The organism is Sphingomonas sp., from assembly GCF_031426035.1.
Taxonomy (GTDB): Bacteria; Pseudomonadota; Alphaproteobacteria; order Sphingomonadales; family Sphingomonadaceae; genus Sphingomicrobium.
On sequence record NZ_JANPKO010000082.1, the window covers coordinates 25,065 to 50,799 of the forward strand.

Consider the following 25,735-nt stretch of genomic DNA (forward strand, 5'->3'; position numbering starts at 1 on the left):
TCCGATACGAAAAAGGGCTTAGTTGGGTGGCTGGTTACAGGCTCGTCACCTGCCCCGCTTGATCCACCACCAGTGGCGGATCGGCGCTCCCTAGCCAGACCTCGAGAAATCCCGGTTTCGTCGTTGGGGCCAGCTTGGACATTAATTTGACTTTGACCCCGCGCTTCAACAGCGTTTCCATCTGTGCCGCCGTCGCGAAGGCATTGTCGCGGTCGTCCTGATAATAATAGCGGATTTCGGTGCGCGGGGGGCCATCGGGACGCGTTTCGATGCCATCGATGATTTCAAGCGCGGGGAGACTGGTGGACAGGTTCTGAAGCAACAGGCGGCCGGGAGCGCGCTGGTTCCGATCGGGCACCTGGAGGTAGACCTTGGTCCGCGCCAGTGCATATTCATCGGGCGCCTTGCACACGAAGATACTCATGTAGCCGGTGGTCTGCGAGCCTTCCGCGGCGAGCGTCAACCCGGGATCGGCGATTCTGGACACCGCATTGGCCCACCCGAACTCGGCCTTGTTGCCGGGATCGTAAACGATCAGGTCGTCCTTGTATCGGTAGCCCGAGATGGTGTTCGAAGACGCGCTCAGGGCGCGGACCCTGACCGAGCTTATTTGCCTGCGCAAGTTCTCCGGCAGGGCAGACCGGGCGGCGGTTTCCTCGCTCGCTTCGCCCGCCAACGCCGCCGCCAGCCGCTGCGCGCGCTCGGCGCGCTGATCGGCCCCCGCGCCGCCCTCGCACCAGAAAATGTCGAACCGCATCCCCTCTTCCTCGGGAGCGGGCGGGGTTGACCTGACCAACTCCCGCTTGTCGAACACCGTCATCGTGCGCGTAGTCCCGAACCTTCGGGTCATCGGCGGCGCTACTGGGGTTGGTGGCGATTCTTGAAAAGCCGCCATCGTGAACAACGCTGCGGTTGACGGATACGGTGCTAATGGTCGCGTCGCGGCCGGCTCGACCGCCGCCATTGCCACAGCCTGCGGGTCCGAAAGCGCGGCGACCGGGCCGTTCTCCGAGGACGGCGGACACGCCCACACGCACCAGTCCCCGGCAAAGCGCCCGCGAGTGACGGGCTCCTGGATGCCGGTGCGGTGGGGGAATTGTTGGCGGTACTCCTCGGCGACCTTGCCGCGCAGCTTGTTGAGTACGCTGTCGAGGTAACTCGAATGCCTCAGCAGGCCGCCCAAAGCACCCGTATAGATGCTGTAGTCGCCGTTGCCGTCCGCCGAAAACTGGCCGCTCGGCGTGGAATAGGCGACAACGATCCCGGGGAAGTCCTCGGGGTTGTTCGACAGCGGCGATACCCGCAGGGACGGCGACAGGCCGTTGATCTGGTCGTACAGCGGGTTCTCGCGACAGGCGTCGAGGATCAACAGCACCGCATTTTCGGTCTGCCGACCCAGCGTCGACAACAATTCGTGCAGATCGACCGCCTGCGTGGCGAAAAAAGAGGTATTGCCAGGGGCGCTGCGAAGGCTCGCCTGGGCGGCCACCAGATCGACCTTGGCACCAGCGCCGAACAGGAAGCTGTGGCTTGTCTCGACGTTCGAAAACTGGGCGCCATGGCCGCTGAAATAGAAGATCACGACCGTGTTGGTGGCGTTCGCGACTGCCTGCCGGAACTGCGTGATGTGGTTGCGCATCTGCTCGGTGGTCTGGTTGCAGGGCGGCGCCGTGATCTCCTCGGGCTTCCAGCGCGCCGCGAGCAGCTTCTCTTTCAGCAACGCGGCGTCACGGCACGGATTTTTGAGGTCCTTCAGGGTCCCGACCGCGGGGACATCGGCCGGTCCGGTACGGATCGTCCCGTCGAGATCGTAGTCGGCGTTGCCGATGATCAACGCCATGTGCTTTACGCCGGGCGCGACGCCATACTCTTCCGCCTGCGCCGCTGTCGTCCATGACGAACAGACGAGCATCCCAATACTCGCCAGGAGTAATGGTTTCCAGGCCGCACGAGTTCTTGCGTTTAAGTCGGCCATGCCCCGCCTCCTACTGGTGGCCTAGAAATTGCCGAGCAAAGCGTTGTCGCCTTATTCATAATTTGATAGAGGCCGTCGAGTCAACGCCGCGCTTTAGGGGGGTCGTTCAATGACGCATTTTGAGGCTCTCTTGACGTTCAGTCGGCAGCTCGGGGTGGTGGTGGGCGTGACGTGTGCCGTGAGCGCCGCGACCGCCCTGGCCCAACCTGTCGACATGCCCCCCGCCGCGGTGGACAGGCTGCCCCAGGGCATTCTCGACCAGATGACGGACTCGACCAAGGCGATCGGCTTTCCCGGCCTGAGCTGGCGAGGGGCCGTAGTCACGGTCGCATTCAACGGCGGCGACCCATCGATCTACCCGCTGATCCAGGCAGCTGCGGATGAATGGACTTCGCAAGGCGGCCGCCTGAAATTTTCGTTCAAGCGTGTCGACGGGACCTGGCGAACCTGGAGCGAGAACGACCTGAGCTCTTCGGCCGATATCCGCATCGGCTTTTTCACCGATCCGAAACGCGATGGTTATTGGTCGACGGTCGGAGTCCTCGCCAAGCGCATTACCGCCGGTGAGCCAACGATGAATTTTGCCGACCTCGGGACGCGCCTGGTGCGTTTTGCGGACGGCAGGCATGCGGCGGAGTGGCGCAATTCCTATTCGCACTCGGTTGTGCTGCACGAATTCGGCCATGCCCTGGGGCTCAATCACGAGCATTTCCACCCCACCTGCCAGGCCGACCTCGATCTGCAGGACGCCGTCTATTGGTACATGGGCCCGCCCAATCGCTGGACCTATCAGCAGGCGCTGTTCAACATGGATTGGCCGACCTACTTCAATGCTATGCGCGGCCAGGCCGGAGCGTCCGACATCAGCATGTCGGCGAGCGCGGATCGCTCGTCGGTCATGCTCTATTCGTTCAAGGACGAGTTCTACAAATCCGGCGCCGCCTCACCATGCCGCCCGGCCGGGCCGAACCGCTATGCAACTGTCCTCTCGCCCCAGGACCGCGCCTACTACGCCGCAAACTACGGCACCGGCGCACAGTAATAGGCCGCGGCGGCCTCAGGCTTTCGAAACCGCCGCCCGCCGCCCTAATCCACCTTCGCGCGCCCTGCTTCGCGCACCCACGCCATCAGCGACGACCAGCGCAATTCCTCCATCAGCTCGATCCCGGCCAGCCGGCCCTTGCACCACACCACCTCGCCGGCGGGCATGTTGAGGCCGTCGATGAACAGCGCCACGAAGGTGTCGCGCGGGGGCAGGCCGTCGCCCTCGACCTGCAGCCCGCGCGCCGAGATGTTGCGCAGGCTCGCCGCCGCCAGGTTGGCGCCCCACTTGAGCCCGACCGCACAGCGCAGCTCGACCCGCGGCATGGTCCGCCGCTCGCCCGGCTGGCTGACCAAGGTTCGGTTGAGCAGTGCGACCATGTCGATCGGCTGCCTGAAGCGGACCCCGGCCTCGCCCGCCGCGGCCCATTCGATGGTCCCCGCCGCGCGTTGGCCGGTGGCCAGCTCGACCGCGACTTCGGCACCGGGCGCGCCGAGCGCGGCGCCGCGAATGGTCGCGCCGAGCGGCGAGATTTTGCGAATCGCGCACGCCCGCCGCTCCCCGCCCTCGAACAGCGCGGTCGGATCGAGCCTGCCCAGCGCATCGGCGGCGCTCGCCTCGTCGGGCCACGGCAGCCGCGCAGCCATGACAAAGGTCGTGACAGAGTGGACTTCGGCCATTCACGTTCCTGGAAATTCGCACGCACTATGCGCGGCTGAAGGCTAAAGAGTTCCTAAGACGATCAGGCGGCGCAGCGCAGTCCAGCTCAGTGCCGCCGCCGCCGTTCCACCGGTTAGTCCAGCTGTCAGACGGCCGATCCGCTCCTTGAGTTTGGCGCCACCGGAGTGGTTTTCAGCGCATGTGCGCCGAGTCGCGGAACTCTCTGCCCTCGCCGTGCATTGAGCGGGCAAAAGTCAACACAAAAATGAGTGCGTAAAATGAACAAGCTAGCCCTCGCGCTGGCGGTGACGGGTGCGGTCGGCCTGGCTCTGCCGGCGACCCCCGCGACCGCGGCGTTCGAAAGTTACGAAGCCCGCGCCACCGCAATGTCGGCGGCGGCGATCGCCCGCCAGCATATGGAGGAAACGTTCGGCGTCAGCTCGCTCAAGCCCGGCCGGTTCCTGTGGAAGGACGGCGCCGAGGCGGGCGGCGAGGACACCCGCGTGGTGGTCGGGCTCGGCGACCAGCTCGCCTACCTCTACCGCGGCGGCGAGCTGATCGCGGTGTCGACCATCTCGAGCGGCAAGGAAGGCACCCCGACCCCGACCGGGATCTTCCCCATCCTCGAGAAGAAGCCGATGCATCGCAGCCGCAAATATGATAATGCCCCGATGCCGTTCATGCAGCGCATCGACAAGTACGGCATTGCCCTGCACGCCGGTCACCTGCCCGGCCGCCCGGCCAGTCACGGCTGCGTCCGCCTGCCAGCGAAGTTCGCCGCCAAGTTGTTCAGCGTAACCGACATCGGGACGACCGTGCTGATCGGCGCCTGAACGTCCCGCAACGGGAACGTCAGGCGCTGTGCACCGGGCGAGGCGGATATTCGGGGCGTTCGGAGCGTTGAGCGGCCGAACGGTGAATGAAGAGAAAAATAATGTGGCGTAATCTGGGTGGGGCTGCGGTCGCAGCGCTGATGGTTGCAATGCCGGCGACGGCCGCGCCTCCGGCGGAGGCGACAGCCGTGCCGTTCGTCGCGGCAGCGAGTCCTGCCGCGAGCGCAGTTACGTCGTTTTACGCCAGCCGCCGCGATGCCCCGCTGTGGACCGCCAACGGCGCGCCGCGGCCCGCCGCCACCGCGCTGGTCGAGCTGCTCCGCCGCGCTTCGGTCGACGGCCTCGCCAGCGGCCCCCGCCTCGCCGCCCAGGCCGAGGCCGCGCTGCGCGCCGCGCAAACCGGCGATCCCGCCGCGGTGCTCGACGCCGAACACACCTTGTCCGCCGCGTGGGTGCTCTACGTCCAGGCGCTCAAGGCCCCGGTTGCCGGCGTGCTCTACGGCGATGCATCGGCGAGCCGTGTCCCCAACGCCGCCATCGTGCTCGCCCGCGCCGCCGCCGCGCCGTCGCTCGAGCAGCACGTGCGCGAAGAGTCGAGCGTCAACCCGCTCTATTCCCAGTTGCGCGAGGCGGCGATTGCCTCGGCGCAGCTGACCGGCGGCGTGATCGACCAGAAACTGCTCGCCAACCTCGACCGCGCCCGCGCGATCCCCGCGCGCGGCCGCTTCATCCTGGTCGACGCCGCCTCGCAGCGGCTGTTCATGTACCAGGACGGCCAGGCGATCGATTCGATGAAGGTAATTGTCGGCAAGCCCGAATATGCCACGCCGATGATCGCCAGCACGATCCATTACGCGACCTTCAACCCCTATTGGCACGTGCCGCCCAACATGGTCCGCAAGACCATCGCGCCCAACGTGCTCAAGCTCGGCGCCGGCTATCTCAAGAGCCGCGGCTACGAGGTTGTCTCGGGCTATACCGACGACGCCCGCGTGCTCGGCACCGGCGAAGTCGACTGGAACGCGGTCAAGGCGGGCACCCAGGAAGTGTGGGTTCGCCAGCTCCCGGGCGCCGGCAATTCGATGGGCAAGATGAAATTCCAGTTCCCCAACGCGGACGGCATCTACCTCCACGACACGCCGCAGCGCGAGCTGTTCGCCAAGGCCCAGCGCACGCTGAGCGGCGGCTGCATCCGCCTCGAGGATGCCCAGCGGCTCGGACACTGGCTGCTCGGGCGCGCGCCCGTCGCCCCTTCGGCCGCGCCCGAGCAACATGTCCGCCTGCCGCAGGGCGTGCCGGTGTACGTGACCTATTTGACGCTGCAGCCGGTGGCCGGCCAGTTGACCCAGGTCGCCGACGTCTACGGACGCGATACCGCGGCAGCCAGCGCCCGCGTCGCCGCACTGCAATAGTCGCCGCGCTGCCATAGGGCTGCACCACCGCGAACATAAAAACGGCCCCGGGCGCAGGACGCCCGGGGCCGTTTTGTTCCAGCCGGTGCGGCGGCGTCAGACCGTCGCTTCGCTCATCGTGGTGAGTTCAGGCTTGGGGATACCGCTCGACTGGTATTGCTCGGTCAGCTCGGCCTTGCGCGCGGCGAGCTCCTGGCCCAGCGCGTCCATGTCGAGGCCGGCCTTGCGCGCCTGGGCGAACAGCCCTTCCATGCGTTTTTCTTCCTCCTCGACGTGGTGCTCGATCTGCTCCTGCAGCACCTTGACCTTGGCGTCGTAGAACTCGTCGCTCGGGCCACCCGCCGAGATTTCCGCGATCAGCACCTTGGCGCCGTCATGCTCGACATAGGCTTCCTTGAGCAGGTCTTCCTCGACCTTGCCCTCGCACGCCGGATAGAAAATCTCTTCCTCGATCTTGGCGTGGACCGACAGCTCGAGACAGATCTGCTCGGCGATTTTCCGCTTGGAGCCGTCACCGCTCGCTTTTTCGAACTTGGCGAACAGTTCGTCGACGGTGTCGTGGTCTTTCTTGAGCAACGCCACCGCGTCCAGATTGTCATAATCAGCCACTGTCACTCTCCCTGCTGGTTTTGCTGCGAAACCAATGGGAAAGGCGACATGTTCCGTAACGATTGGAGATGATCGGGGATTGCGCAGGCTAGCCGCGGCGCGCGCTCCCGGCGCGTGCGCGCGCCGCGACCGCGGCAGCGGCCGCAGCGGCATCGTCCGTCTCGGGGCCGATCACTGCAGGGGCGCCAGGGGCCGGCTTTGAATCGAGTTCCAGCCAGTCGCGGAACGGCAAATGGAACAGCATGTCCATGACCTCGAACTCGAGCCCGCCGGGCTGGCTGGTGTTGCTGTTCCACATCGCCACCACGCCGCTCCTGCGCTGCGGGTCGAACAGGATCAGCGAGCGGTAGCCGGCGACCCCGCCGCGGTGGCCGACGATGCGGTGGCCGGCGTAATCGTAGCTCCGCCAGCCGTAGCCGTAATTGGCCTCGCCGAGCCGCTCGAGGAACTTGCGCAGCCGCCCCCGCTCGCCCGGCGTCCTGACAAGCGGGGCGTGGATGGTCTGCAGCAATTGCGGCGACAGCACGTCGGGCATCGCGCCCATCTGCGCCACCATCCACAACGCCAAATCCTTGATGTCGCTATTGACCCCGCCCGACGCGGGCACGCGATAATAAGTATCGAGCACCTCGAGCGGGCGCCGCGCGGCGTCGTGCGGCCGCGCCCAGCTCTTGGCGCCCACCAGCCCATCGCGAGTGACGCTGGCGCTGGTCATCCCGATCGGGTCGAACAGCGTTTCGGCGAGCGCTTTGGCATAGGGTTTGCCGGTCACCTTCTCGACGATCTCGGACGAGCCGTCGTAGGCAACGTTCTGGTAGCTCCAGCAGGTCCCCGGCGGGCAGATCGAGTTGAGCTGGACCAAGGTCGAGCGCAGGAAGCGCGTGTCGTGCCCTTCTTCCAGCTTGTTGTCATAGGCGTTGCGGTAGAGCCCAAGGCGGTGGCTGAGCAGGTCGCCGACCGTCGCCCGCGCTTCCATCCCGCCCGGCAACCGCAGGCTCGACGCATATTCGACCAGCGGCGAGTTGAAGCTCAGGTCGCCCCGCTCGGCGAGCTTGGCGACCATCGTCGCCGCGGCCCCCTTCGACACCGAGGCCCAGCGGAACACGGTGTCCGGCGTCACTTTCTCGCCAGACCCGGCGAGCGTCTCGCCATAGCCGGAGAGGAAGGTGATGCGGCCGTTCTCGACGATCCCGACCGCCATGCCGACCATCGCCCGCTCGGCCATCAGCCGCCGCAGCCGCGCATCGAGCGCGGCATAGTCGATATCCTTGCGCGCGGCGGTCGACAGCGTGGCGAGGCGGTGGTGGGCGCGAGCGGTCGCGGTCGGTTCCGGATTGGGCTGCGGCGCGGGGCGCAGCGCGACAAACGCGGTGGCGAGGAGCAACGTCAAGGCTCCGATCCCGCCAACCACATGCTGCTTTTTCAAGACGTCGTTCTCCCCCGGCCCCGGCCCGCGTGTGGACTCGCGCATGACTCGGCTCAACGCCGCGCGACTCGCGCTGCGATGAAGCGACAGCGCGCCGCGACGAACGCCGCGCCATCTGGCCTTGCCCGGCCGCCTCGCCTACAGCGCGGCCAATTGGAGGCCCGAGCCATGCAATTCCTGCGCACCCTGTTCTGGGTCGTCATCGCCGTCTTCCTGGCGATCCTCGCCACCCGCAACTGGCACGACGTGACGCTCAACCTGTGGGGCGACATGCAGGCCGACATCAAATTGCCGGTGCTGCTGCTGATCATCTTCCTGCTCGGGCTGCTGCCGCCGTTCCTGATCTTGCGCGCGCGGCTGTGGCGGGTGCGGCGCCGGCTCGACAGCCTCGAGCGCCAGCAGGCCCCGGTCGTCGAGCCGGCCCCGGCGGAGCCGAGCATCACCGCATGAACCCGATTTACGTTGCGATCGACACGCCAGATGTATCGCGCGCGCTGGCGCTGTGCGAGGCGCTGCGCGGCGCGATTGGCGGCGCCAAGCTAGGCCTCGAATTCTTCGCCGCCAATGGCCCCGCGGGGGTCGCCCAAATCGCCGCGCTGGGCCTGCCGGTCTTCCTCGATCTGAAGCTCCACGACATCCCCAACACCGTCGCCAAGGCGCTCGAGGCGCTCGCCCCGCTCGAACCGGCGATCCTTACCGTCCACGCCGCCGGCGGCCGTGCCATGCTCGCTGCCGCCAAGGCCGCCGCGCCGCCCGCGACCAAGGTCGTCGCGGTGACCGTGCTGACCAGCCTCGACCAGACCGACCTCGCCGCCTCCGGCGTTGCCGGCTCCCCCGCCGAGCAAGTCGCGCGGTTGGCGGCGCTGGCCCGTGACGCCGGCCTCGACGGGATCGTCTGCTCAGGCGCCGAAGTCGCCGCCGCCCACGCCGCCTGGCCCGACGGTTTCTTCGTCGTCCCCGGAGTCCGTCCGCCCGGCGGCGACAGCGCCGACCAGAAGCGGGTCGTCACGCCCCGGCAGGCGCTCGATTGCGGCGCCTCGATCCTCGTCATCGGCCGCCCGATCACCGCAGCCCCCGATCCCGTGGCCGCCGCGCGGGCGATCGCCGCGGCGCTGTGAAGTGGACAAGGCACCGCGCTTGGGCCTAGCGGGGCGCCACATGGCGACGAGGATTTAGATGAGCTGGCTGAGCCGGGTCCGCAGCGGCATTCCGTTCCTGCCCAAGCGGCAGGGCACCGACAACCTGTGGCACAAGTGCGGCAAGTGCCAGACCATGGTGTTCACCAAGGAATGGGAGGACAATCTCCAGGTCTGCCCGCGCTGCGACCATCACGACCGCATCGGCCCCGAGCTGCGCTTCGAGCAGATCTTCGACGACGAGACCTGCGCCATCCTCCCCGCCCCCGACGCGCGCGAGGATCCGCTGCGGTTCCGCGACACCAAGCGCTACAGCGAGCGCCTCAAGGCCGCCCGCTCGGCGACCGGCGACCGCGACGCCCTGCTCAACGCGAGCGGGACGATCGACGGTCATGACGCCGTCGTCGGGGTGCAGAATTTCGCTTTCATGGGCGGCTCGATGGGGGTCGCGGTCGGCTCGGCGTTCGTCGCCGGGGTGCGCGCCGCGATCGAGGCGCGCTGCCCCTACATATTGTTCACCGCGGCGGGCGGCGCGCGCATGCAGGAAGGCATTTTGTCGCTGATGCAGATGCCGCGCACGACGGTCGCGCTGGCCGAGCTGCGCGAGGCCGGCCTGCCCTACATCGTGGTGTTGACCGATCCGACGACCGGCGGCGTCACCGCCTCCTACGCGATGCTCGGCGACGTCCAGCTCGCCGAGCCCGGCGCGCTGATCGGGTTCGCCGGCCAGCGGGTGATCGAGCAGACCATCCGCGAGAAACTGCCCGAGGGCTTCCAGCGCGCCGAATATCTGCTCGCCCACGGCATGATCGACATGGTCGTCCCGCGGCATCAGCTGAAGGAGCGGCTGGCGCGCCTGATCGGCTATCTGGTGCCGGAGCAGGCGGCGGCCTGATGGCCGATTTCGCGCGGTCGGAGCATCCGGCCGTCCAGGCCCAGCTCGACCGGCTCGCTTTATTATCCCCGGCCGGCGACCGCCTCGGGCTCGAGCGCATCACCGAGCTGCTGGACCGCCTCGGCCGCCCGCAGGACGCGTTGCCCCCCGCGTTCCACGTCGCCGGCACCAACGGCAAAGGCTCGACCTGCGCCTTCCTGCGCTCTGCGCTCGAGGCGGCCGGGCATTCGGTCCACGTCTTCACCAGCCCGCATTTGGTGCGCTTCAACGAGCGCATCCGGATCGCCGGGCGGCTGGTCGAGGACGAGCCGCTGGCGGCGCTGCTGGAGGAGGTGATCGACGCCGACGCGGGGATCGACTCCTCCTTTTTCGAAGTGACCGCCGCCGCCGCCTTTCTCGCCTTCGCACGCAATCCCGCCGACGCCGCGGTGATCGAGGTGGGGCTCGGCGGCCGGCTCGACGCGACCAACGTGATCGCCGCCCCGGCGGCGTGCGGGATCGCGGCCATCGGGCTCGACCATGAGCAATTCCTTGGATCGAGCCTGGCCGGGATCGCCGCCGAAAAAGCCGGCATCGCCAAGCCGGGCCGGCCGCTGGTTGCGCTCGCCCAGTCGGCCGAGGCGGAAACCGCGCTGATCGCCGCCGCCGCCGAGCGCGGCGCCATCCTCCAGCTTGAGGGCCGCGACTGGTCGATCGACCACTCAATCGTCCCCGTGCTTCCGGGCGCCCACCAAGTCCGCAACGCAAACCTCGCCTGGCAGATGCTGTCTAGCCAACAGTCGGTAACGATCGGCCGGCCGCAGTTCGATGCCGGAATTGCGGGCACGCAATGGCCAGCGCGCTTCCAGCGGCTGGCCGACGGTCCGCTCACGCAAGGCGTCGCGACGTGGATCGACGGCGCGCACAACCCCGATGCCGCCGCCGCGCTGGGCGACCTGCTCGCAACCCGGGGGAAAATGCACATCGTGCTCGGGTTTCTCGCCAACAAGGACGCGGCGTCGATCGTTGATCTGCTCGCCCGTCATGCTCTGTCGCTGACCTTCGTGCCGGTTGGCGGCCATGAGCATCACGACCCCGCTGCACTGGCCGCCCGCTTTGGCGGGCGCGCGGCGGCAACGCTCGCCGAGGCGCTCGGCCCCCTGCCCGCCCCGCGACTGATCGCCGGATCGCTCTACCTCGCCGGCGCAGCGCTCGCCGCCAACGGCGAGCAACCCGACTAGGCGGTGTCGCCCTCGCTGGCGCGCGCGGCATCCGATGCAGGCACCGGGCCATCGGCCGCGCGGCGGCGCCCGGCCCACGCCGTGCGCATCCATTCGATCGCGACGAAGCCGACCGCGATGAGGCCGATCAGCGCAGTGAACCGGAACACAGGCGCGTAGCCGATCTGGTCGATCGACTCGCCGATCGCAGCGCGGCCGAGCGAGCCGATGAGAAAGGTCAGCTACGACAGCAGGGCATATTGCACCGCGCTGAACTGGCGCGAGGTGATCGACGACAAATAGGCAACGAACGCCGCCCCGGCGAGCCCGCCCGCGATGTTCTCGCCCGAGATCGCGATCAGCAGCCGCACCATGCGCAGGTCGGAGCCGAAGGTGTCGAGCGCGAAGAAGCGCGCGAAGGCGTCGATCCCGACCGCCCCCGAGGCAAGGTCTGCGTACAGCAGGTTGGATGCAGCGGCGACGATCGCGCCGATCATCAAGGTGGGCATCCGCCCCAGCGTGGCGAACAAAATGCCGCCGATAGCGATCCCCGCCATGGTCATGAACACGCCGAAGATCTTCGACGCGAAGGCCACCTCGTCGCCGGTGTATTTCAGTTCCTGAAGGTAGAAGGGGAAGGCGAACGAGCCCCAGATATTGTCGGTGATGCGGTAGGTCAGGATCAGCCCGAGGACGACGATCACCCCCCAGCCGATGCGCCGCACCAATTCCTCCAACGGCAGGACCAGCGCCGAATAAGCGTGGTCGGCGGCGCGGCCCCCCGCATCGGGCACGCCAAGGTCGTGCTCGACGACATGCTCGCCGCGCGACCGCCACCAGTTGAAGATTGCGGCGACAATCGCCGGCAGGATCACCGTCGCGGCGACGATCAGCGGCCCCACCGACTTGGTAAAGTCGCCGACCGCGGGCGCCGGCGTGCCCGGAGCGGCGGTGACCACACGGACCATGAATTCGCCAACCGTCCACAGCGCCCACGCCCAGCCGGCGCCGACGATGGCGAGTCCGATCGCGCGCCATTTGGGGTCAATCGCGCCCGCCTTGCGAAGCGCCGTCTGCTCGGCTTCCTGCTCGGTGCGCGGGGTATCGGGCGCCAGCCAGGTCGCGATCAGGGTCAGCGCCATGAACCCGCCCATGATCGCATAGACCATCGGCCAGCTGACCCGCTCGGACAGGATCAGCGCCAGCGCGCCGCCGATCAGCGCCGCGATGCGGTAGCCGAACTGGTAGATCGACGAGAGGATCTCAACCGGTGCCTTGTCGTCGGCGACGTCGATCCGCCACGCGTCGATGACCACGTCCTGGGTGGCCGAGGCGAATGCGCCAATCACCGCAACCAAGGCGAACCAGCCGAGCTGAAGGCGTGGGTCGGACACCGACAGCGCGAAGAAGGTCGCGGTCAGCAGCAACTGGCAAATGATCAGCCAGCTGCGCCTGCGGCCGAGCCGTTCGAGTCCCGGCAGCCGCACGCGGTCGACCAGCGGCGACCACAGGAATTTGAACGCGTAGGCAAGCCCGATCCACGACACCACGCCGATTGTCGCGAGGTCGATTTCCCACTCGCCGAGCCACGCGTTCAACGTGCCGATCAGCAGCGTGTACGGAAGCCCCGCGGCGAACCCGAACACCAGCATGATCGCGGTCTTGCGGTTGCCCAATGCGGTGCGCAGAAGCTTCAGGCCCTTGGGCGTTTCGTCCACCGTCACCGTCGCCATATTTCGCCCTCGCCCGCTACTGTGGCGCCATGATTAGCAGCGGATCGGCGGCTGGCTAGTGGCGCATCGACGGGCGGGCGCAGCTACTCGGTGGATGCGGTTCCGACGTACAGCTCGAGGCCCTTCATCGGCTTGGTCTTTTCGCCGGCAAGATGGCGGTCGACGCATTCCAGCGCGTTCTTCAGCTGGCGCTCTGAATAGGGCTTGTTGAGGCAGCCGATGGCGTGCGCGGCGGCCTCCTTGGGCAATTTGTGGCCGGTCGCGAACAGGATCGGGATGTCGCGCTGCTTGGCCGCCATCGCGAGGTCGAGCCCGGTGCGCTCACCGGTCAGCCGCACGTCGCTCAGGATCAGGTCGAGCTTTTCGCGGTCGATGAGGTCGATGGCCGCATCGAAATTGTCGACCGTCGCCACCACCTTGTAGCCGGCGTCATTGAGCATCGATTCATTGTCGAACGCCACCAGCGGCTCGTCCTCGACGACCAGGATCCGCTTGACGATACGCTTACGCTTGCCGAACAGCATTGGGCCCCCAACAAGGAACAGTCAGTGCCCCCGCAACGAACGAAGCGCGATCCTGTGCCGCGGCGCGAACGCCAGCGCCCGCCGCGGGCCTCGGCGCGCCCGGCGGAGCGCGAGGTGGGGCCGCAGCGCATCGCCAAATTGCTTGCCCGCGCCGGCATCGCCTCGCGCCGCGATGTCGAGCGCATGATTGCGGAAGGGCGCATCGCGCTCGACGGCGAGGTGCTGACCACGCCCGCCACCCTGCTCGAGACGCTGCAGGGCGTGACCGTCGACGGCAAGCCGGTGCGCCCGGCCGGCGCCGCGCGGCTGTTCCGCTTCTACAAGCCGCAGGCGACGCTGACCGCCGCGCGCGACCCCAAGGGCCGCCCGACGATCTACGACAAATTGCCGCCGGGCCTGCCGCGGCTGATGCCGGTCGGGCGCCTCGACTTCATGACCGAGGGGCTGTTGCTGATGACCAACGACGGCGAATTGAAGCGCTTGCTCGAACTGCCGCGCACCGGGGTCGTCCGCCATTATCGCGCGCGCGCGTTCGGCGAAGTCAGCCAGGCCCAGCTCGAGGCGCTTGCCGAGGGGGTGACCATCGAGGGCATCCGCTACGGCTCGATCGACGCCAATCTCGAGCGCCGCACCGGGCGCAATTGCTGGATCGAGATGAGCCTGGCCGAAGGCAAGAACCGCGAGGTGCGCCGCGTGCTGGCCTACCTCGGCCTGCAGGTCTCGCGCCTGATCCGCACCGCCTACGGCCCGTTCGACCTCACCGGGCTCGATATGAACGATGTCGCTGAGGTTCCGCGCGGACAGCTCGATCAGTTCCGCGGCAGCCTGAAGTGAGGATCATTGCCGGCGCGTGGCGCGGGCGGCCGCTCACGGCGCCGGCGGGGACCACGACGCGCCCGACCGCCGACCGCGTGCGCGAAACCTTGTTTTCGATGCTGGTCAGCCGGCTCGGCGCCTTCGACGAGCTGCGCGTCGCCGACCTGTTCGCGGGCAGCGGCGCATACGGGCTCGAAGCTTTGTCGCGCGGCGCCGCCTCGGCGACCTTCCTCGACAATGATCCCAAGGCGGTCGCCGCGATCAAGGCCAATGCCGCCGCGTTTGGCGCTGATCCGCAGGTGCAAGTGCTTGGCGGCTCGGCGCTGGCGCTGCCCAAAGCGCCACCGTTCGACCTGGTGTTTGCCGATCCGCCTTACGCGCAAGGTTCGGGCAGCGTCGCGGTCGCGGCCATTGCAAAGGCGGACTGGCTAGCGCCGGGCGGGTGGCTGGCGGTCGAGACCGCGCGCGGCGACGCGGTCGATCCCGGCGCCTGGAGCATTGATAGCGAACGCGACGTCGGCCGCGCGCGGATCACGCTGATCCGTCGCCCGCCTTCTTCGACGCCTGTTTGATCTCCTTGAACTCGCTCGCCAGCCGGCGCCCGATCGCGGCGGCGGCGGCAGCGCCGGCGGCCTTGAGCGCATTGCCCGATTGACCGGCCGCCTTGCGGGTGGAGCGATGCTCGGTGATCGCGGCCAGTGCGGCGGTGGCGCCGACCGCGAGCAGGTCGGCCACCAGCGGGCTCTCGAGCAGCTTGAAGAACGCGTCGGCCGCGCTCGACTCGCTCGTGCTCGACCGCCGTGCCTTCGGACGTGGCGATGCCGCTGCCGGCTTCGCGCCGCTTTTCTTGCGCTTGGTGGTCGCTGTCTTTGCCATGATGATCCTCTCGTCCTGCTCAACCGCCGACGCCGTCAAGCGATCCGCCGCATGGCCTCGTCGCTGAACGGCTGCGCCAGCGAACAGGCGTCGTCGTGCGCGCTGTCAAGCCAGCGCGGCACGTCGGCAACGCGCAGCATGACCGGCATTGCCTTGGGGTGGACCGAACCGACGATCTGATTCGCGTCGCAGGTGAGGAAGGCCATGAACGGGCCGCCTTCGCCGGGGCGCCAGATTCCGGCAAAAGCGAACAGCGGCGGCTGACCGTCGGCGAGGCCGAACCACGCCTTGGCCTTGCGCTTGGTCACCGGGTCGGGGTCGGCGGTCCATTCGCAGAAACTGGTGGCGGGGACGATGCAGCGGCGCGCCGGATCATTGAGCGCGCTGCGCCAGAACGGGCTGGCTAAGTTGCGGACATTGGTGACCGCCCGCGAACCGGCCGATGCGGGCCCAGGAAACCCCCATTTCATCGTCTCGAGCTTGAGCCCGCCGCCCTCGACCCGGCGCAGCACCGGCGCCTGATAGCCGGGATAGATCTCGTCATGGCGCGGCACGTTGCTGGTGTCGCCGTCGAACGGCCCGAACAGCCGCCGCAGCTCGTCGACCGTGGCGGTCATGCTGTAAAGATTGCACATTCGACCGTCCAACTACCCATCCGCACCCGTCGTTTCGTCGTTAACAGGCCGCGCAGCGTTTAACAGGGGGTCGCCGGTTGCCCGAGGTTCATGCAACGCCCGCCACGTTCAGCCGTTCTCGCAACACACTAGACATACCAAGGAGAAAACCATGCGGAGCCTCACTTTGGCGCTCGCCGCCGCTTCGCTCACCGTTCCCGCCCTGCCGGCCCCGGCCCTCGCTTATGCGTCGGGCTACTACAACGGCAAGGTTTGGCGTGACGGCCAGGGCCGCCTGCGCTGCAAGCGCCCCAACGGCACCACCGGCCTGATCGTCGGCGCCGCCGGCGGAGCGCTGGTCGGGCGCGCCATCGACACCCGCGGCGAGCGTGCGACCGGGACCATCCTCGGCGCGGCCGCGGGTGCCCTGCTCGGGCGCCACGTCGACCGCAACCGGCGCGGACGCTGCCGCTAGCCGCGCTGTTCCACTGTATTGACACGATAATACACCTGGACTAAGCTGCCTCCGATACAGGGAGGCATGCATGTACACTCAAACCGACCTCGACGACGCCGTCGCGGCAGGCGCGCTGAGCGCCGAGGCCGCGGCGGCGCTGCGTGCGCACATCGAGGCGCAGCGCCACACCCTCGTGGTGGACGAGGAGCAATTCCGGCTGCTGACCGGGTTCAACGACATCTTCGTCGCCATCGCCAGCGCGATCCTGCTGTTCGCGGTGGCGTGGATCGGCCAGCGCGCCGGAATGGCGCTGGGCTTGGCGATCGAGGGCGAAGGGCCGAGCCCGCTGGCCGGCGCCGCGGTCGCCGCGACGGCGTGGGGCCTGGCAACCTATTTCACCGGCAGAAGGCGGATGGCGCTGCCATCGATCCTGCTGCTGCTGGCGTTCGTCGCCGGCGTGTTCACCGCCGCCGGCTTCGCTTTGGTGCTGATGCTCGGCGCGGCCCGGATCGAGGATTCGCCGCAGGTCGCGGGGCTGCTGGCAGCGGTTGCCGGCGCCGTCGCCGCGGGCGCGGCGTGGCTTCACTGGAGGCGTTTCCGGGTGCCGATCACGGTCGCCGCCGGGGCCGCCTCGGTAGTTGCCATCGCGCTCGGACTGTTGGTCGCCGCGCTCGGCAACGCCGAGAACATGCGGGACATCGTGCTCGGCTTCATGCTGCTGCTCGGGGTCGGCACCTTCCTCGTCGCGATGCGCTGGGACAGCTCGGACCGGGCGCGGCTGACGCGCCGCTCGGACGTCGCCTTCTGGCTCCATCTGCTGGCGGCGCCGATGATCGTCCATCCGGTGTTTACCCTGCTCGGGCTCAACGACGGCCAGGCCACGCTGGGCGAAGGGTTCGTCGTGATCCTGCTCTACATCGTGCTCGGCATCGCCGCGCTGGCGATCGACCGCCGCGCCTTGCTGGTCTCGGCCCTGGCCTATGTGCTGTGGGCGCTGACCGAATTGTTCAAGCAGTTCGGCGCGGTCGAGTTGAGCGTGGCGCTGACCGCGTTGGTGATCGGCTCCGCCTTGCTGCTGCTGTCGGCGTTCTGGAACCAGGCGCGCGCGGCGGTGGTGCGGCCGCTGCCCGAGGGACTGCAGGGCCGGTTGCCGCTGATCGACCGCGTGGTCAGTCCCCAACCAGCCGCATAAGCCGGCGCTCGACCGGGGCGAGGACCGAACCCAAGTCGTTGCCCCGCTTGAGCACCTGGCCATGCTCGCTGACGAGCGCGAACGCCCCCTGCTTCAGCCGAAGCTGGGGGCGTTTCTCGATGCGGATCTCGGGTCGCTCGGCGGTGCGCCGGAACGCCGCGAACACCGCATGGTCGCCGTTCAACCGGATGGCATAATCGCGCCAGTGCCCGGCCGCGACCATGCGGCCGTAGAGGTCGAGGATGCGGGTCAGCTCGCGGCGGTCGAAAGTGGCAATCGGGCGCCGGTCCCTTGGGCGGGGGAACGGCGCGACGACGCTCAAGCGCTTTTGGCCTTGGGCGCCGGCTGGCGCCGCGCTCTCATTGACGCAACTTCCTTGCGCAACTCATCGATCTCATCCTCGAGTTCCTTGAGCCGCGCCCGCGCCGGGTCGCAATCCTCGCCGAACACGGTGCCGTAGGGGACGAAGCCGGGGCTGTAGTGGACGGTATCGACCGGCACCGGGCGGGCCGGGATGCCGACCATCGTCGCGCCCGGCGCGACATCGCCGGTGACGACCGCGTTGGCGCCGATCCGCGCGCCCTCACCGACCACCACCGGGCCAAGCACCTGCGCACCGGAGCCGATCACGACGCCATCCCGCAAGGTCGGGTGGCGCTTGCCGCCGACGCCGGTCGAGGGGTTGGTGCCGCCGAGGGTGACGTTCTGGTAGATGGTGACGTTGTCGCCGATCTCCGCCGTCTCGCCGATCACGGTGAAGCCGTGGTCGATGAAGAAGTTGCGCCCGATGGTCGCGCCGGGGTGGATATCGATCGCGGTCAGGAAGCGCGCGATATGGTTGACGACGCGCGCCAGGAAATACAGCCGCCCGGCGAACAGCCAGTGGCCGATGCGGTGGAGGCCGAGCGCGAGAACCCCGGGATAGAGCAGGATTTCCCACCGCGAACGAGCCGCCGGATCGCGCGCCTTGACCGAGTCCAGATAGTCGAAAAACCCCGAAACCACGCGTGCGCCTCGTTGCTGCCTGACCCGCAATTTAAGTGCGAGCCGCCCGAATTGCCAGCCGAATGGAAATTCGCCTGCAGCAGTTTCGCTTGCGCAACATGGGGCGCATGGGCAAATCACATGCAGCCGGACGGGGGAGGGCGCGATTTTCGAGTCACTATTCGCCGATCCGGCGCTGCTCCTGCCCTTCATCCTGATCGGATTTGCCGCGCAATTGGTCGACGGCGCGCTGGGCATGGCATTCGGCGTGATCAGCACGACGCTGCTGGTCGGGCTCGGGGTTCCGCCCGCCGCCGCCTCGGCCGGGGTTCACACCGTCGAGAGCTTCACCACCGGTGTGTCCGCGATCAGCCATGTCGCGCACAAGAACGTCAACTGGCGGCTGTTCATGCGGATCGTCATTCCCGGCATCATCGGCGGCGTGCTCGGCGCCTATGTCCTGACCCAGATCCCGGCCGACACCGCGCGCCCGCTGGTGCTCGGCTACCTGATGCTGGTCGGGCTCTATTTGCTGTGGCGCGGGGCGACCCACCGCCACACCGAGCGCCAGCCCAAGGTGGTCGAACCGCTCGGTCTCGCCGGCGGCTTCCTCGACGCCGCCGGGGGCGGCGGCTGGGGGCCGATCGTGACCTCCAACCTGTTGGTCCAGGGATCCAACCCGCGGATGACCATCGGCACCGTCAACACCGCCGAATTCTTCCTCACGGTGACCATCTCGGCGACCTTCATCGCCACGCTCGGGCTCGCCGCGTTCACCATCGCGACGCTCGGACTGCTGATCGGCGGGGTGCTCGCGGCGCCGTTCGGCGCGCTGATCGCCAAGCGCATCGCGGCCGATTACTTGCTGGTGATGGTCGGGATCGTGCTGACGCTGACTAGCGCGTGGGGGCTGTGGCGGGCGTTCGGCTAGCCGCCGCGGCGGCACTGCGAGGCGCGCCAGTAGCGGTCCCAGCGCACGGCGAAGCCGCCATCGACCAGCGCACAGGATAGGTCGCCGGTGCGCGGCGCGCGGCACCATGCCGCGGTGCGGTCGCCCTTGCCCAGCCCGTCCGAGCGGCACGCCAGCGGCGGCCCGCTGACCCGCACGTGGCCGGTCGGCGCGATGCCGCGCGGCCGGCCGATCAGCCGGACCAAGGCATCGCGCGCTTCAACCCCGCCGCGCGGCGGGCACGGGTGACCGGGACGGCAGCTGCCGTCGATCTCGCGCGCGGCGATCCCGGCGAGGCGCACCTTGGGACCTTCGGCGCACCAGATCGGCCCGTCCCCGTCCCACACCGCGACCGGGGTGCAGGTGAATGCCGAGCCGGCAGCGACCAATGGCGCAGGGGGGCGACTAAGCCCCGCGACCGAGACGCCGACCACCGACACCGCGACGACCGCGGCGACCACCACCAAACGCATAGAATACTCCCGAGCAGCGGCGAGTTTATGGGAGCCGATTCGGGCTGTCGAGGGCGATTGGAACCGTTGCGGGCGACAATCGCTCGACTCAATCGCAGCCGCGGGACTAATCGGGCGGGGCGATGATTGTTCACCTCCCTACCTTGAAGCAGCTGCAATATCTCGCGGCGCTGCGCGCGCATGGCCATTTCGGCAAGGCGGCCAAGGCGTGCTTCGTGACCCAGTCGACACTGTCGGCCGGCATCCGCGAACTGGAGACGCTGCTCGGCACTACGCTGGCCGAGCGCACGCGCCGCGTGGTGCGCTTCACGCCGTTGGGGCAGCGCATCGCGGACAAGGCCGAGCGCGTGCTGCGCGAGTGCGAGGAACTGGCCGACATGGCGCGCGCCGAGGGCCTGCCGCTGACCGGCGAGCTGCGCATGGGGGTGATCCCGACCATCGCGCCGTTCCTGCTGCCGACCATGCTGCCGCGCCTGCGCGAGCAATTTGGGCGACTGCGGCTGTTTTTGCGCGAGGACACCAGCCAGGACGCGTGCGACGCGCTGCATCGCGGCCAGCTCGATTGCGTGCTGCTGGCGATCCCGTTCGCGTGCGGCGATGTCGATCATGTCGCGCTGTTCGACGACGCGCTGATGGTCGCGTTTCCTGCGGGCGAGGCGCCGCGCGGCACGTCGGTGGCGGCAAGCGCGATCGACGAGGGGCGGCTGCTGCTGCTGGAGGACGGCCACTGCCTCAAGGACCATGCGCTGGCGGCGTGCAACCGGCCCGAGCTGCGCGCCGGGGCCACGATGATGGGCACCTCACTGCACACCTTGGTCCAGATGGTCGACAATGGGCTCGGCGTGACGTTTGTGCCGCGCATGGCGGTCGAGGCCGGGCTGCTGGCGGGGACGCGGGTCACCGCGATGCCGCTCGAAGCTGCGCACGGCACGCGGCAGATCGCGCTGGCATGGCGGCGGTCGAGCCCGCGCGAGGCGGAGTTTCGCCTGCTCGCCGAAACGCTGCGCGGGATCGCCGGGGGCAGCGCGCCCGCCGCCGCCAGCAGCTAGCCGACAGCGGGGGGCCTGCTTACTTGGCGGCAGCCGGTTCGGCGATGCCGATCGGCTCGACGCTGTCGCTATTCTGCGGCACGTCGAAACGGTCGGCGTTCATCACCTTGGTCCAAGCGGCGACGAAGTCGCGCACGAATTTTTCCTCGTGGCCCTTCTCGGCATAGACTTCGGCAACCGCGCGGAGCTGGCTGTTGGAGCCGAAGATGAGGTCGGTGCGGGTGGCCCGCCACTTCTCCTGCTTTCCGCCGCGGTCGTAGCCGATGAACTGCTCGTCGGCGCTGGTGTCGACCACCTCCCAGAAGGTGTCGTTGTCGAGCAGATTGACGAAGAAGTCGTTGGTCAACTGGCCCTTGCGGGTGGTGAACACGCCGTCCGCGGCGTCCTTGTGGTTGGCGCCGAGCACGCGCAGGCCGGCGAGCAGGACCGTCATCTCGGGTACCGACAGGCCGAGCAAGGAAGCCCGGTCGAGCAGCAATTCCTCGGTGCGCACCGAATGCTTGGTCTTGAGATAGTTGCGGAAGCCGTCGGCGGCGGGCTCCATCACCGCGAAGCTGTCGGCGTCGGTCCACTCCTGGGTGGCGTCGCCGCGCCCGCCGACGAACGGGACGTCGACGTTGGAGCCGGCGTCGCGTGCGGCCTTTTCGACTGCCGCCGTGCCGGCGAGGACGATCGCGTCGGCCATCGACAGCGCGCCGCGCAACTCGTCGATCTTGGCGAGGATGCGGCCCAATTCCTCGGGCTCGTTGACCGCCCAGCCGCACTGCGGCTCGAGCCTGATGCGCGCGCCGTTGGCGCCGCCGCGATGGTCGGAGCGGCGATAGGTCGACGCCGACGCCCAGGCGGTTTTTACCAATTGGCCGATGGTCAGGCCGCTGCCGAGGATGGCCGATTTGAACGCGGCGATGTCGCCCTCCGACGGCTTGGTGCCGGCCGGGACCGGGTCCTGCCAGATCAGGTCTTCCTTGGGGACTTCGGGGCCGAGGTAGCGGACCTTGGGGCCCATGTCGCGGTGGGTCAGCTTGAACCAGGCGCGCGCGAAAGCGTCCTTGAACGCCTCGTGATCGGTGCGGAATTTCTCCGAGATCACGCGGAACTCGGGGTCCTCGCGCAGCGCCATGTCGGCGGTCGTCATCATCGTCGGCACGCGCTTCGACGAGTCGTGCGCGGCAGGCGCCTTGTCCTCTTCCTTCTGGTCGATCGGCTGCCACTGCTGGGCGCCGGCGGGGGAGCGGACGAGTTCGTACTCATAGTCGAGCAATAGGCGGAAGTAATTCTCCGACCATTGCGTCGGGGTGTTGACCCATGCGCCTTCGATGCCGCTGGTGATGGTGTGCTCGCCGAAGCCGCTTTCGTGCGCGCTTGCCCAGCCGAGACCCTGGAGCGAAATGTCGGCGCCCTCCGGCGCGGCATCGACCAGGCTCGGGTCGCCCGCGCCGTGCGCCTTGCCGAAGGTGTGGCCGCCGGCGGTCAGCGCGACGGTTTCCTCATGGTTCATCGCCATGCGCTCGAAGGTGATCTTGATGTCGCGCGCCGACTGCAGCGGGTCGGGCACGCCGCCCGGGCCTTCCGGATTGACGTAGATCAGCCCCATCTGGATCGCGGCGAGGGGATGCTCGAGTTCCAATTCGCGCTCGGGCTGGATGCGGGTTTCGGCGGCGTCGACCCACTTCTCCTCGGCGCCCCAGTAAATGTCCTTCTCCGGCTCGAACACGTCGGCGCGGCCGCCGCCGAAGCCGAACACCGGGCCGCCCATCGATTCGATCGCGACATTGCCGGCGAGGATGAACAGGTCGGCCCAGCTGATATTCTTGCCGTACTTCTGCTTGATCGGCCACAGCAGCCGCCGCGCCTTGTCGAGATTGCCGTTGTCGGGCCACGAGTTGAGCGGGGCGAAGCGCTGCTGCCCGCTATTGGCGCCGCCGCGCCCGTCGGCGGTGCGATAGGTGCCCGCGGCGTGCCACGCCATGCGGATCATGAACGGCCCGTAGTGACCGTAGTCGGCCGGCCACCACGGCTTGCTGTCGGTCATCAGCGCGGTCAGGTCGGCTTTCAGCGCCTGGTAGTCGAGCGCCTTGAACGCTTCGGCATAATCGAAGTCGGCGCCCATCGGGTCGGGCGACAGTCCGCCCTGGTTGAGAACCTCGAGCGGCAGCGATTCGGGCCACCAGTCCTTGTTCTGCCGCCCCAGCAGCGAGCGCACCGTGCTCGGCCGATCGACCGGACAGCCCGAACCCATCTCACCCGTCTTTGCGTCCATTGCGATGTCCTTTGCTGCGGCAGTTTGGCGCGATGCCTAGGCCGATCCGGTGATCGAGGGAAACGAGTATAATTGGTCAGTATCAATCGCCGAATCGATTAGTGTGGCGCCGAATCGATTAGTCCATGTGGCGGATGCCGATTCTCAGATAATCGTAGCCGGTGAGCAGGGTCAGTGCGGCGGCGGCCCACAGGCTGGCCAGCCCGACATCGTGAACCCACACTTCGTGCGGCAGCGCGCCGCCTAGAATGAGCGCGCCAAGCGCGACCAATTGCAGCGTAGTCTTCCACTTGGCGAGGCTGCTGACCGGCATCGACACCTGCGAGCCGGCGAGGAATTCGCGCAGGCCGGAGACGATGATTTCGCGCAGCAGGATGACCAGCGCGGGGATGATGTGGAGGCCGTGGATCACCGGCTCGCCGCTCATCTTGCGCGACGACACCAGCATCATGATCACCGCGGCGACCATGATCTTGTCGGCGATCGGGTCGAGGAACTGGCCAAGCCGCGAAATCTGGCCCTGCGAGCGGGCGAGATAGCCGTCGAAATAATCGGTAATCCCGACGATGCAGTAGAGCACGAAGATGATTGCATAATCGAGCGGCGTCGGGCGCCACAGCAGGAACACCAGGATCGGCACCGCGAAGATGCGCGACAGCGTCAGTAGGTTGGGCAGCGACAGCATGCGAGCGCGCTCTACGCGAAAGCCGGGGGGAAGCAAAAGAGCACGCGGCCTATTTCTGCCGATCGGCTAGCCGAGGTGCCCCTGCTGCAACGCCTTGAGCGCGGCCCGCGTGCGATCGCGCGCATCGAGCTTGAGCAGGAGGTTCGAAACGTGGTTCTTCACGGTCCCCTCGGCGAGCGCGAGGAGATCGGCGATTTCCTTGTTGCTGTAGCCCGCGCAGATCAGGTGCAGCACTTCTTTTTCCCGCGCCGTGAGTGCCTCGGGGACGCCGTGGTCGGACGATGCCGAGGGGCCGCGGCGGATTGCCGCCATCAGGCTTTCGGTCATCGCCGGCTGGAAGGCCGTTCCATTGCCGGCGAGGGCGCGAATGGCATTGGCCAGATCGTCGAGCGAGACGTCCTTGAGCATCAGGCCCTTGGCGCCGGCCTTGATCGCCGCGATCGCGGCGTCGCCGTCGTCGAAGGTGGTCAGCACCAGGGTCGGCGGGAGAGCATTGGCCGCGCTGAGAGCGTCGAGCACGGCGATCCCGTCGAGCCGCGGCATGCGGATGTCGAGCAGGAGCACGTCGGGCTTGAGCTCGGGAACTTTCTCGAGCGCCTCCTCGCCGTCGCTCGCCTCGCCCACCACCTCGATGTCGGGGACCAGCTCGAGCAGACCGCGCACGCCTTGGCGAACCAGCATCTGGTCGTCGACCAGGACGACGCGGATCATGCCCGGATCATGCGGCTTGCGGGGTACCCGAGGGCAACCAGGCATCGATGGTGAAGCCCGATGCGGCACCGGTGCGCACCGCCAGCCGGCCGCCCTGCTGCTCGATCCGTTCGCGCATTCCGAGCAGCCCGGTGCCGGGCGACGCGGCGGCGGGGCGGGCAGCGCCGTCGTTGCGCGCGACCAGGCGGACCCCGCCGCTGTCGCGCTTGACCTCGATCCACAGGTTCGCCGCGTCGGCATGGCGGACCGCGTTGGTCACCGCCTCCTGCGCGCAGCGCACCAGCGCGTGGGCCTGGTCGGGGCCGACCCGTACGTCGGACGCGACGTCGAGATGGATGGCCGGGGTCGGCACGCTGTGCGCCAGAGTCTCAAGCGCGGCCTTCAAGTCGCACCGTTCGGCCTCGCGCAGCGTGGCGACCACGTCGCGCACCTTGGCGAGCAGCGCGCGGGCCAGCGCCTTGGCTTGCAGCACATGGTCGTTGGCGCGCTCGGGCTCGGTGACGTTGCTGGCGATCTCGAGCTGCAGCCCGAGCGCGGTCAGCTCATGCCCCCAGGCATCGTGCAGCTCGCGCGAAATGCGCACCCGCTCGGCGTCGCGCACCGTGCTGGCGATGATCGCCTGCGCCGAGCGCAACTCGCGATTGGTGGCGGCCAGCGCACGGGCGGTCTGGGCCGAGAACAGGAAGAACAATTGCAGCGCGAGCGACAGGCCGAGGATCCAGCACATGTCGGGATTGAGCGCCTGGGCCAGCGCGGCGATAACGATCAACGTCTGCACCGCGACCCAGCCGAGCGCCTTGGCCGCCCCGGTCGCCATCGCCACCTGCCACGCGGTGATGATCAGGAACACCGACATCATCGCCCACGGCACGATGAACGCCATCGCCGCGACCGCCGCGACCTGGACGCCGAGCAACAGCCACTGCACGCCGGCGCGCAGCTTGAGCACCATCGCGCCGAGCACCGCCACTCCGAACACCGTGAACGCGACCAGCCACAGCGGCGACACCGCAGTCTCGCGGATCGGCGTGCCGGTCACCAGTTTTTGGATGACCGGCACCCCCAGCGCGAGCCACACGCCCAGCGCCGCGGTGCAGAAAATCCAATGATGCCGGTACCTAAGGTCGCCTGCCATGGTGCGGTGCTGCCACAGGCCGCGTCGCCTGACCATAGGCCGAAGGTCATGGTCGCACGGCGCGACCTCCGGCACTTATTCGGCTGCAAC

Annotated in this window: 29 protein-coding genes; 13 read left to right on the forward strand and 16 right to left on the reverse strand. The window is 68.2% G+C overall.

The window, feature by feature from the left end:
• Positions 1–34: 34 nt before the first annotated feature.
• Entirely contained in the window at positions 35–1,975 is a 1,941-nt protein-coding gene (locus tag RMP08_RS05445) for a caspase family protein (RefSeq protein ID WP_310467980.1), read from the reverse strand.
• Between the two features lie 109 nt (positions 1,976–2,084).
• Between RMP08_RS05445 and RMP08_RS05450 the strand changes: the two genes are divergently transcribed.
• A complete protein-coding gene (locus RMP08_RS05450) occupies positions 2,085–3,017 on the forward strand; it encodes a matrixin family metalloprotease (protein WP_310467981.1) in 933 nt (310 codons plus the stop codon).
• A 44-nt stretch (positions 3,018–3,061) separates the two neighbouring features.
• On the opposite strand, the gene RMP08_RS05455 is transcribed toward RMP08_RS05450, so the two are convergent.
• Positions 3,062–3,697, reverse strand: a complete 636-nt coding sequence (locus RMP08_RS05455; RefSeq protein WP_310467982.1) for a PilZ domain-containing protein — start codon at positions 3,695–3,697, stop codon at positions 3,062–3,064.
• A 258-nt stretch (positions 3,698–3,955) separates the two neighbouring features.
• Between RMP08_RS05455 and RMP08_RS05460 the strand changes: the two genes are divergently transcribed.
• Both RMP08_RS05460 and RMP08_RS05465 read left to right on the forward strand, forming a co-directional pair.
• On the forward strand, positions 3,956–4,510 hold the full coding sequence (locus RMP08_RS05460; protein ID WP_310467983.1) for a L,D-transpeptidase family protein: 555 nt from the start codon (positions 3,956–3,958) through the stop codon (positions 4,508–4,510).
• A 149-nt stretch (positions 4,511–4,659) separates the two neighbouring features.
• Entirely contained in the window at positions 4,660–5,922 is a 1,263-nt protein-coding gene (locus tag RMP08_RS05465) for a L,D-transpeptidase family protein (RefSeq protein ID WP_310467984.1), read from the forward strand.
• Between the two features lie 96 nt (positions 5,923–6,018).
• Here RMP08_RS05465 and RMP08_RS05470 read toward each other — a convergent pair whose 3' ends face one another.
• Both RMP08_RS05470 and RMP08_RS05475 read right to left on the reverse strand, forming a co-directional pair.
• Positions 6,019–6,531 (reverse strand): hemerythrin domain-containing protein, encoded by a 513-nt coding sequence (locus RMP08_RS05470; protein WP_310467985.1) that lies wholly within the window; start codon positions 6,529–6,531, stop codon positions 6,019–6,021.
• Between the two features lie 88 nt (positions 6,532–6,619).
• On the reverse strand, positions 6,620–8,002 hold the full coding sequence (locus tag RMP08_RS05475) for a serine hydrolase domain-containing protein (RefSeq protein WP_310467986.1): 1,383 nt from the start codon (positions 8,000–8,002) through the stop codon (positions 6,620–6,622).
• A gap of 123 nt (positions 8,003–8,125) precedes the next feature.
• Between RMP08_RS05475 and RMP08_RS05480 the strand changes: the two genes are divergently transcribed.
• Genes RMP08_RS05480 through RMP08_RS05495 form a run of 4 tightly spaced genes read left to right on the forward strand, consistent with a single transcriptional unit; the run spans position 8,126 to position 11,208 of the window.
• Positions 8,126–8,407 (forward strand): lipopolysaccharide assembly protein LapA domain-containing protein, encoded by a 282-nt coding sequence (locus RMP08_RS05480; RefSeq protein ID WP_310467987.1) that lies wholly within the window; start codon positions 8,126–8,128, stop codon positions 8,405–8,407.
• Complete coding sequence (gene pyrF / locus RMP08_RS05485; RefSeq protein ID WP_310467988.1) at positions 8,404–9,075, forward strand: orotidine-5'-phosphate decarboxylase; 672 nt, start codon at positions 8,404–8,406, stop codon at positions 9,073–9,075. The genes RMP08_RS05480 and pyrF overlap by 4 nt, the downstream gene beginning before the upstream one ends.
• Positions 9,076–9,133: 58 nt before the next feature.
• A complete protein-coding gene (accD, locus tag RMP08_RS05490) occupies positions 9,134–9,988 on the forward strand; it encodes an acetyl-CoA carboxylase, carboxyltransferase subunit beta (protein ID WP_310467989.1) in 855 nt (284 codons plus the stop codon).
• On the forward strand, positions 9,988–11,208 hold the full coding sequence (locus tag RMP08_RS05495; protein WP_310467990.1) for a glutamate ligase domain-containing protein: 1,221 nt from the start codon (positions 9,988–9,990) through the stop codon (positions 11,206–11,208). Before accD ends, RMP08_RS05495 begins: the two co-directional genes overlap by 1 nt.
• Here the strand turns inward: RMP08_RS05495 and RMP08_RS05500 are convergent.
• The 3 genes from RMP08_RS05500 to RMP08_RS05510 all read right to left on the reverse strand — a co-directional run bounded on the left by RMP08_RS05500 (position 11,205) and on the right by RMP08_RS05510 (position 13,444).
• Positions 11,205–11,357, reverse strand: coding sequence for a hypothetical protein (locus RMP08_RS05500; RefSeq protein WP_310467991.1), 153 nt, complete (start codon positions 11,355–11,357; stop codon positions 11,205–11,207). The genes RMP08_RS05495 and RMP08_RS05500 overlap by 4 nt on opposite strands.
• A 72-nt stretch (positions 11,358–11,429) precedes the next feature.
• On the reverse strand, positions 11,430–12,920 hold the full coding sequence (locus RMP08_RS05505; protein WP_310467992.1) for an AmpG family muropeptide MFS transporter: 1,491 nt from the start codon (positions 12,918–12,920) through the stop codon (positions 11,430–11,432).
• A gap of 83 nt (positions 12,921–13,003) precedes the next feature.
• Entirely contained in the window at positions 13,004–13,444 is a 441-nt protein-coding gene (locus tag RMP08_RS05510) for a response regulator (RefSeq protein WP_310467993.1), read from the reverse strand.
• 114 nt (positions 13,445–13,558) lie between these two features.
• Between RMP08_RS05510 and RMP08_RS05515 the strand changes: the two genes are divergently transcribed.
• A complete protein-coding gene (locus RMP08_RS05515) occupies positions 13,559–14,278 on the forward strand; it encodes a pseudouridine synthase (RefSeq protein WP_310467994.1) in 720 nt (239 codons plus the stop codon).
• The gene (rsmD, locus tag RMP08_RS05520) at positions 14,275–14,832 is read left to right on the forward strand and encodes a 16S rRNA (guanine(966)-N(2))-methyltransferase RsmD (protein ID WP_310467995.1); all 558 of its coding nucleotides are present in this window, start codon (positions 14,275–14,277) and stop codon (positions 14,830–14,832) included. The genes RMP08_RS05515 and rsmD overlap by 4 nt, the downstream gene beginning before the upstream one ends.
• Here the strand turns inward: rsmD and RMP08_RS05525 are convergent.
• Together RMP08_RS05525 and RMP08_RS05530 are read right to left on the reverse strand one after the other, a co-directional pair.
• Positions 14,792–15,136 carry a hypothetical protein gene (locus tag RMP08_RS05525; RefSeq protein WP_310467996.1) on the reverse strand — a complete coding sequence of 115 codons (345 nt, stop codon included), beginning with the start codon at positions 15,134–15,136 and terminating at the stop codon, positions 14,792–14,794. The genes rsmD and RMP08_RS05525 overlap by 41 nt on opposite strands.
• Positions 15,137–15,171: 35 nt before the next feature.
• Positions 15,172–15,771, reverse strand: coding sequence for an SOS response-associated peptidase family protein (locus tag RMP08_RS05530; protein WP_310467997.1), 600 nt, complete (start codon positions 15,769–15,771; stop codon positions 15,172–15,174).
• 151 nt (positions 15,772–15,922) lie between these two features.
• Here RMP08_RS05530 and RMP08_RS05535 point away from each other — a divergent pair, with 151 nt between their 5' ends.
• On the forward strand, positions 15,923–16,225 hold the full coding sequence (locus RMP08_RS05535; protein ID WP_310467998.1) for a glycine zipper 2TM domain-containing protein: 303 nt from the start codon (positions 15,923–15,925) through the stop codon (positions 16,223–16,225).
• 70 nt (positions 16,226–16,295) lie between these two features.
• Positions 16,296–17,399 carry a hypothetical protein gene (locus RMP08_RS05540; protein ID WP_310467999.1) on the forward strand — a complete coding sequence of 368 codons (1,104 nt, stop codon included), beginning with the start codon at positions 16,296–16,298 and terminating at the stop codon, positions 17,397–17,399.
• Here RMP08_RS05540 and RMP08_RS05545 read toward each other — a convergent pair.
• Both RMP08_RS05545 and epsC read right to left on the reverse strand, forming a co-directional pair.
• Positions 17,377–17,721 carry a DUF2794 domain-containing protein gene (locus tag RMP08_RS05545; protein ID WP_310468000.1) on the reverse strand — a complete coding sequence of 115 codons (345 nt, stop codon included), beginning with the start codon at positions 17,719–17,721 and terminating at the stop codon, positions 17,377–17,379. The genes RMP08_RS05540 and RMP08_RS05545 overlap by 23 nt on opposite strands.
• Complete coding sequence (gene epsC, locus RMP08_RS05550; RefSeq protein ID WP_310468001.1) at positions 17,718–18,404, reverse strand: serine O-acetyltransferase EpsC; 687 nt, start codon at positions 18,402–18,404, stop codon at positions 17,718–17,720. The genes RMP08_RS05545 and epsC overlap by 4 nt, the downstream gene beginning before the upstream one ends.
• 145 nt (positions 18,405–18,549) lie before the next feature.
• Between epsC and RMP08_RS05555 the strand changes: the two genes are divergently transcribed.
• A complete protein-coding gene (locus RMP08_RS05555) occupies positions 18,550–19,314 on the forward strand; it encodes a sulfite exporter TauE/SafE family protein (RefSeq protein ID WP_310468015.1) in 765 nt (254 codons plus the stop codon).
• Here the strand turns inward: RMP08_RS05555 and RMP08_RS05560 are convergent.
• Positions 19,311–19,805 (reverse strand): hypothetical protein, encoded by a 495-nt coding sequence (locus RMP08_RS05560; RefSeq protein WP_310468002.1) that lies wholly within the window; start codon positions 19,803–19,805, stop codon positions 19,311–19,313. The genes RMP08_RS05555 and RMP08_RS05560 overlap by 4 nt on opposite strands.
• Positions 19,806–19,927: 122 nt before the next feature.
• Between RMP08_RS05560 and RMP08_RS05565 the strand changes: the two genes are divergently transcribed.
• Positions 19,928–20,854: a LysR substrate-binding domain-containing protein gene (locus RMP08_RS05565; RefSeq protein WP_310468003.1), complete on the forward strand. Its 927-nt coding sequence runs from the start codon at positions 19,928–19,930 to the stop codon at positions 20,852–20,854.
• Between the two features lie 19 nt (positions 20,855–20,873).
• On the opposite strand, the gene katG is transcribed toward RMP08_RS05565, so the two are convergent.
• From katG to RMP08_RS05585, 4 genes are all read right to left on the reverse strand, one after another.
• The gene (gene katG, locus RMP08_RS05570) at positions 20,874–23,114 is read right to left on the reverse strand and encodes a catalase/peroxidase HPI (RefSeq protein ID WP_310468004.1); all 2,241 of its coding nucleotides are present in this window, start codon (positions 23,112–23,114) and stop codon (positions 20,874–20,876) included.
• A gap of 118 nt (positions 23,115–23,232) precedes the next feature.
• Entirely contained in the window at positions 23,233–23,799 is a 567-nt protein-coding gene (gene pgsA / locus RMP08_RS05575) for a CDP-diacylglycerol--glycerol-3-phosphate 3-phosphatidyltransferase (RefSeq protein ID WP_310468005.1), read from the reverse strand.
• Positions 23,800–23,865: 66 nt separating this feature from the next.
• Positions 23,866–24,510, reverse strand: coding sequence for a response regulator transcription factor (locus tag RMP08_RS05580; protein ID WP_310468006.1), 645 nt, complete (start codon positions 24,508–24,510; stop codon positions 23,866–23,868).
• 7 nt (positions 24,511–24,517) lie between these two features.
• Complete coding sequence (locus RMP08_RS05585; RefSeq protein ID WP_310468007.1) at positions 24,518–25,681, reverse strand: histidine kinase; 1,164 nt, start codon at positions 25,679–25,681, stop codon at positions 24,518–24,520.
• Positions 25,682–25,735: the final 54 nt, after the last annotated feature.

What these genes read in the sequence shown, in the direction of transcription:
- RMP08_RS05585 (WP_310468007.1), bottom strand. Translation starts at nt 25,681, where the DNA reads ATGGTCAGGCGACGCGGCCTGTGGCAGCACCGCACCATGGCAGGCGAC.
- RMP08_RS05580 (WP_310468006.1), bottom strand. Translation starts at nt 24,510, where the DNA reads ATGATCCGCGTCGTCCTGGTCGACGACCAGATGCTGGTTCGCCAAGGC.
- accD (WP_310467989.1), top strand. Translation starts at nt 9,134, where the DNA reads ATGAGCTGGCTGAGCCGGGTCCGCAGCGGCATTCCGTTCCTGCCCAAG.
- RMP08_RS05540 (WP_310467999.1), top strand. Translation starts at nt 16,296, where the DNA reads ATGTACACTCAAACCGACCTCGACGACGCCGTCGCGGCAGGCGCGCTG.
- RMP08_RS05565 (WP_310468003.1), top strand. Translation starts at nt 19,928, where the DNA reads ATGATTGTTCACCTCCCTACCTTGAAGCAGCTGCAATATCTCGCGGCG.
- RMP08_RS05535 (WP_310467998.1), top strand. Translation starts at nt 15,923, where the DNA reads ATGCGGAGCCTCACTTTGGCGCTCGCCGCCGCTTCGCTCACCGTTCCC.
- RMP08_RS05495 (WP_310467990.1), top strand. Translation starts at nt 9,988, where the DNA reads ATGGCCGATTTCGCGCGGTCGGAGCATCCGGCCGTCCAGGCCCAGCTC.
- RMP08_RS05445 (WP_310467980.1), bottom strand. Translation starts at nt 1,975, where the DNA reads ATGGCCGACTTAAACGCAAGAACTCGTGCGGCCTGGAAACCATTACTC.
- RMP08_RS05505 (WP_310467992.1), bottom strand. Translation starts at nt 12,920, where the DNA reads ATGGCGACGGTGACGGTGGACGAAACGCCCAAGGGCCTGAAGCTTCTG.
- RMP08_RS05510 (WP_310467993.1), bottom strand. Translation starts at nt 13,444, where the DNA reads ATGCTGTTCGGCAAGCGTAAGCGTATCGTCAAGCGGATCCTGGTCGTC.
- RMP08_RS05455 (WP_310467982.1), bottom strand. Translation starts at nt 3,697, where the DNA reads ATGGCCGAAGTCCACTCTGTCACGACCTTTGTCATGGCTGCGCGGCTG.
- RMP08_RS05480 (WP_310467987.1), top strand. Translation starts at nt 8,126, where the DNA reads ATGCAATTCCTGCGCACCCTGTTCTGGGTCGTCATCGCCGTCTTCCTG.
- RMP08_RS05475 (WP_310467986.1), bottom strand. Translation starts at nt 8,002, where the DNA reads ATGCGCGAGTCCACACGCGGGCCGGGGCCGGGGGAGAACGACGTCTTG.
- katG (WP_310468004.1), bottom strand. Translation starts at nt 23,114, where the DNA reads ATGGACGCAAAGACGGGTGAGATGGGTTCGGGCTGTCCGGTCGATCGG.
- RMP08_RS05560 (WP_310468002.1), bottom strand. Translation starts at nt 19,805, where the DNA reads ATGCGTTTGGTGGTGGTCGCCGCGGTCGTCGCGGTGTCGGTGGTCGGC.
- RMP08_RS05460 (WP_310467983.1), top strand. Translation starts at nt 3,956, where the DNA reads ATGAACAAGCTAGCCCTCGCGCTGGCGGTGACGGGTGCGGTCGGCCTG.
- RMP08_RS05525 (WP_310467996.1), bottom strand. Translation starts at nt 15,136, where the DNA reads ATGGCAAAGACAGCGACCACCAAGCGCAAGAAAAGCGGCGCGAAGCCG.
- pyrF (WP_310467988.1), top strand. Translation starts at nt 8,404, where the DNA reads ATGAACCCGATTTACGTTGCGATCGACACGCCAGATGTATCGCGCGCG.
- pgsA (WP_310468005.1), bottom strand. Translation starts at nt 23,799, where the DNA reads ATGCTGTCGCTGCCCAACCTACTGACGCTGTCGCGCATCTTCGCGGTG.
- RMP08_RS05450 (WP_310467981.1), top strand. Translation starts at nt 2,085, where the DNA reads ATGACGCATTTTGAGGCTCTCTTGACGTTCAGTCGGCAGCTCGGGGTG.
- RMP08_RS05530 (WP_310467997.1), bottom strand. Translation starts at nt 15,771, where the DNA reads ATGTGCAATCTTTACAGCATGACCGCCACGGTCGACGAGCTGCGGCGG.
- RMP08_RS05465 (WP_310467984.1), top strand. Translation starts at nt 4,660, where the DNA reads ATGCCGGCGACGGCCGCGCCTCCGGCGGAGGCGACAGCCGTGCCGTTC.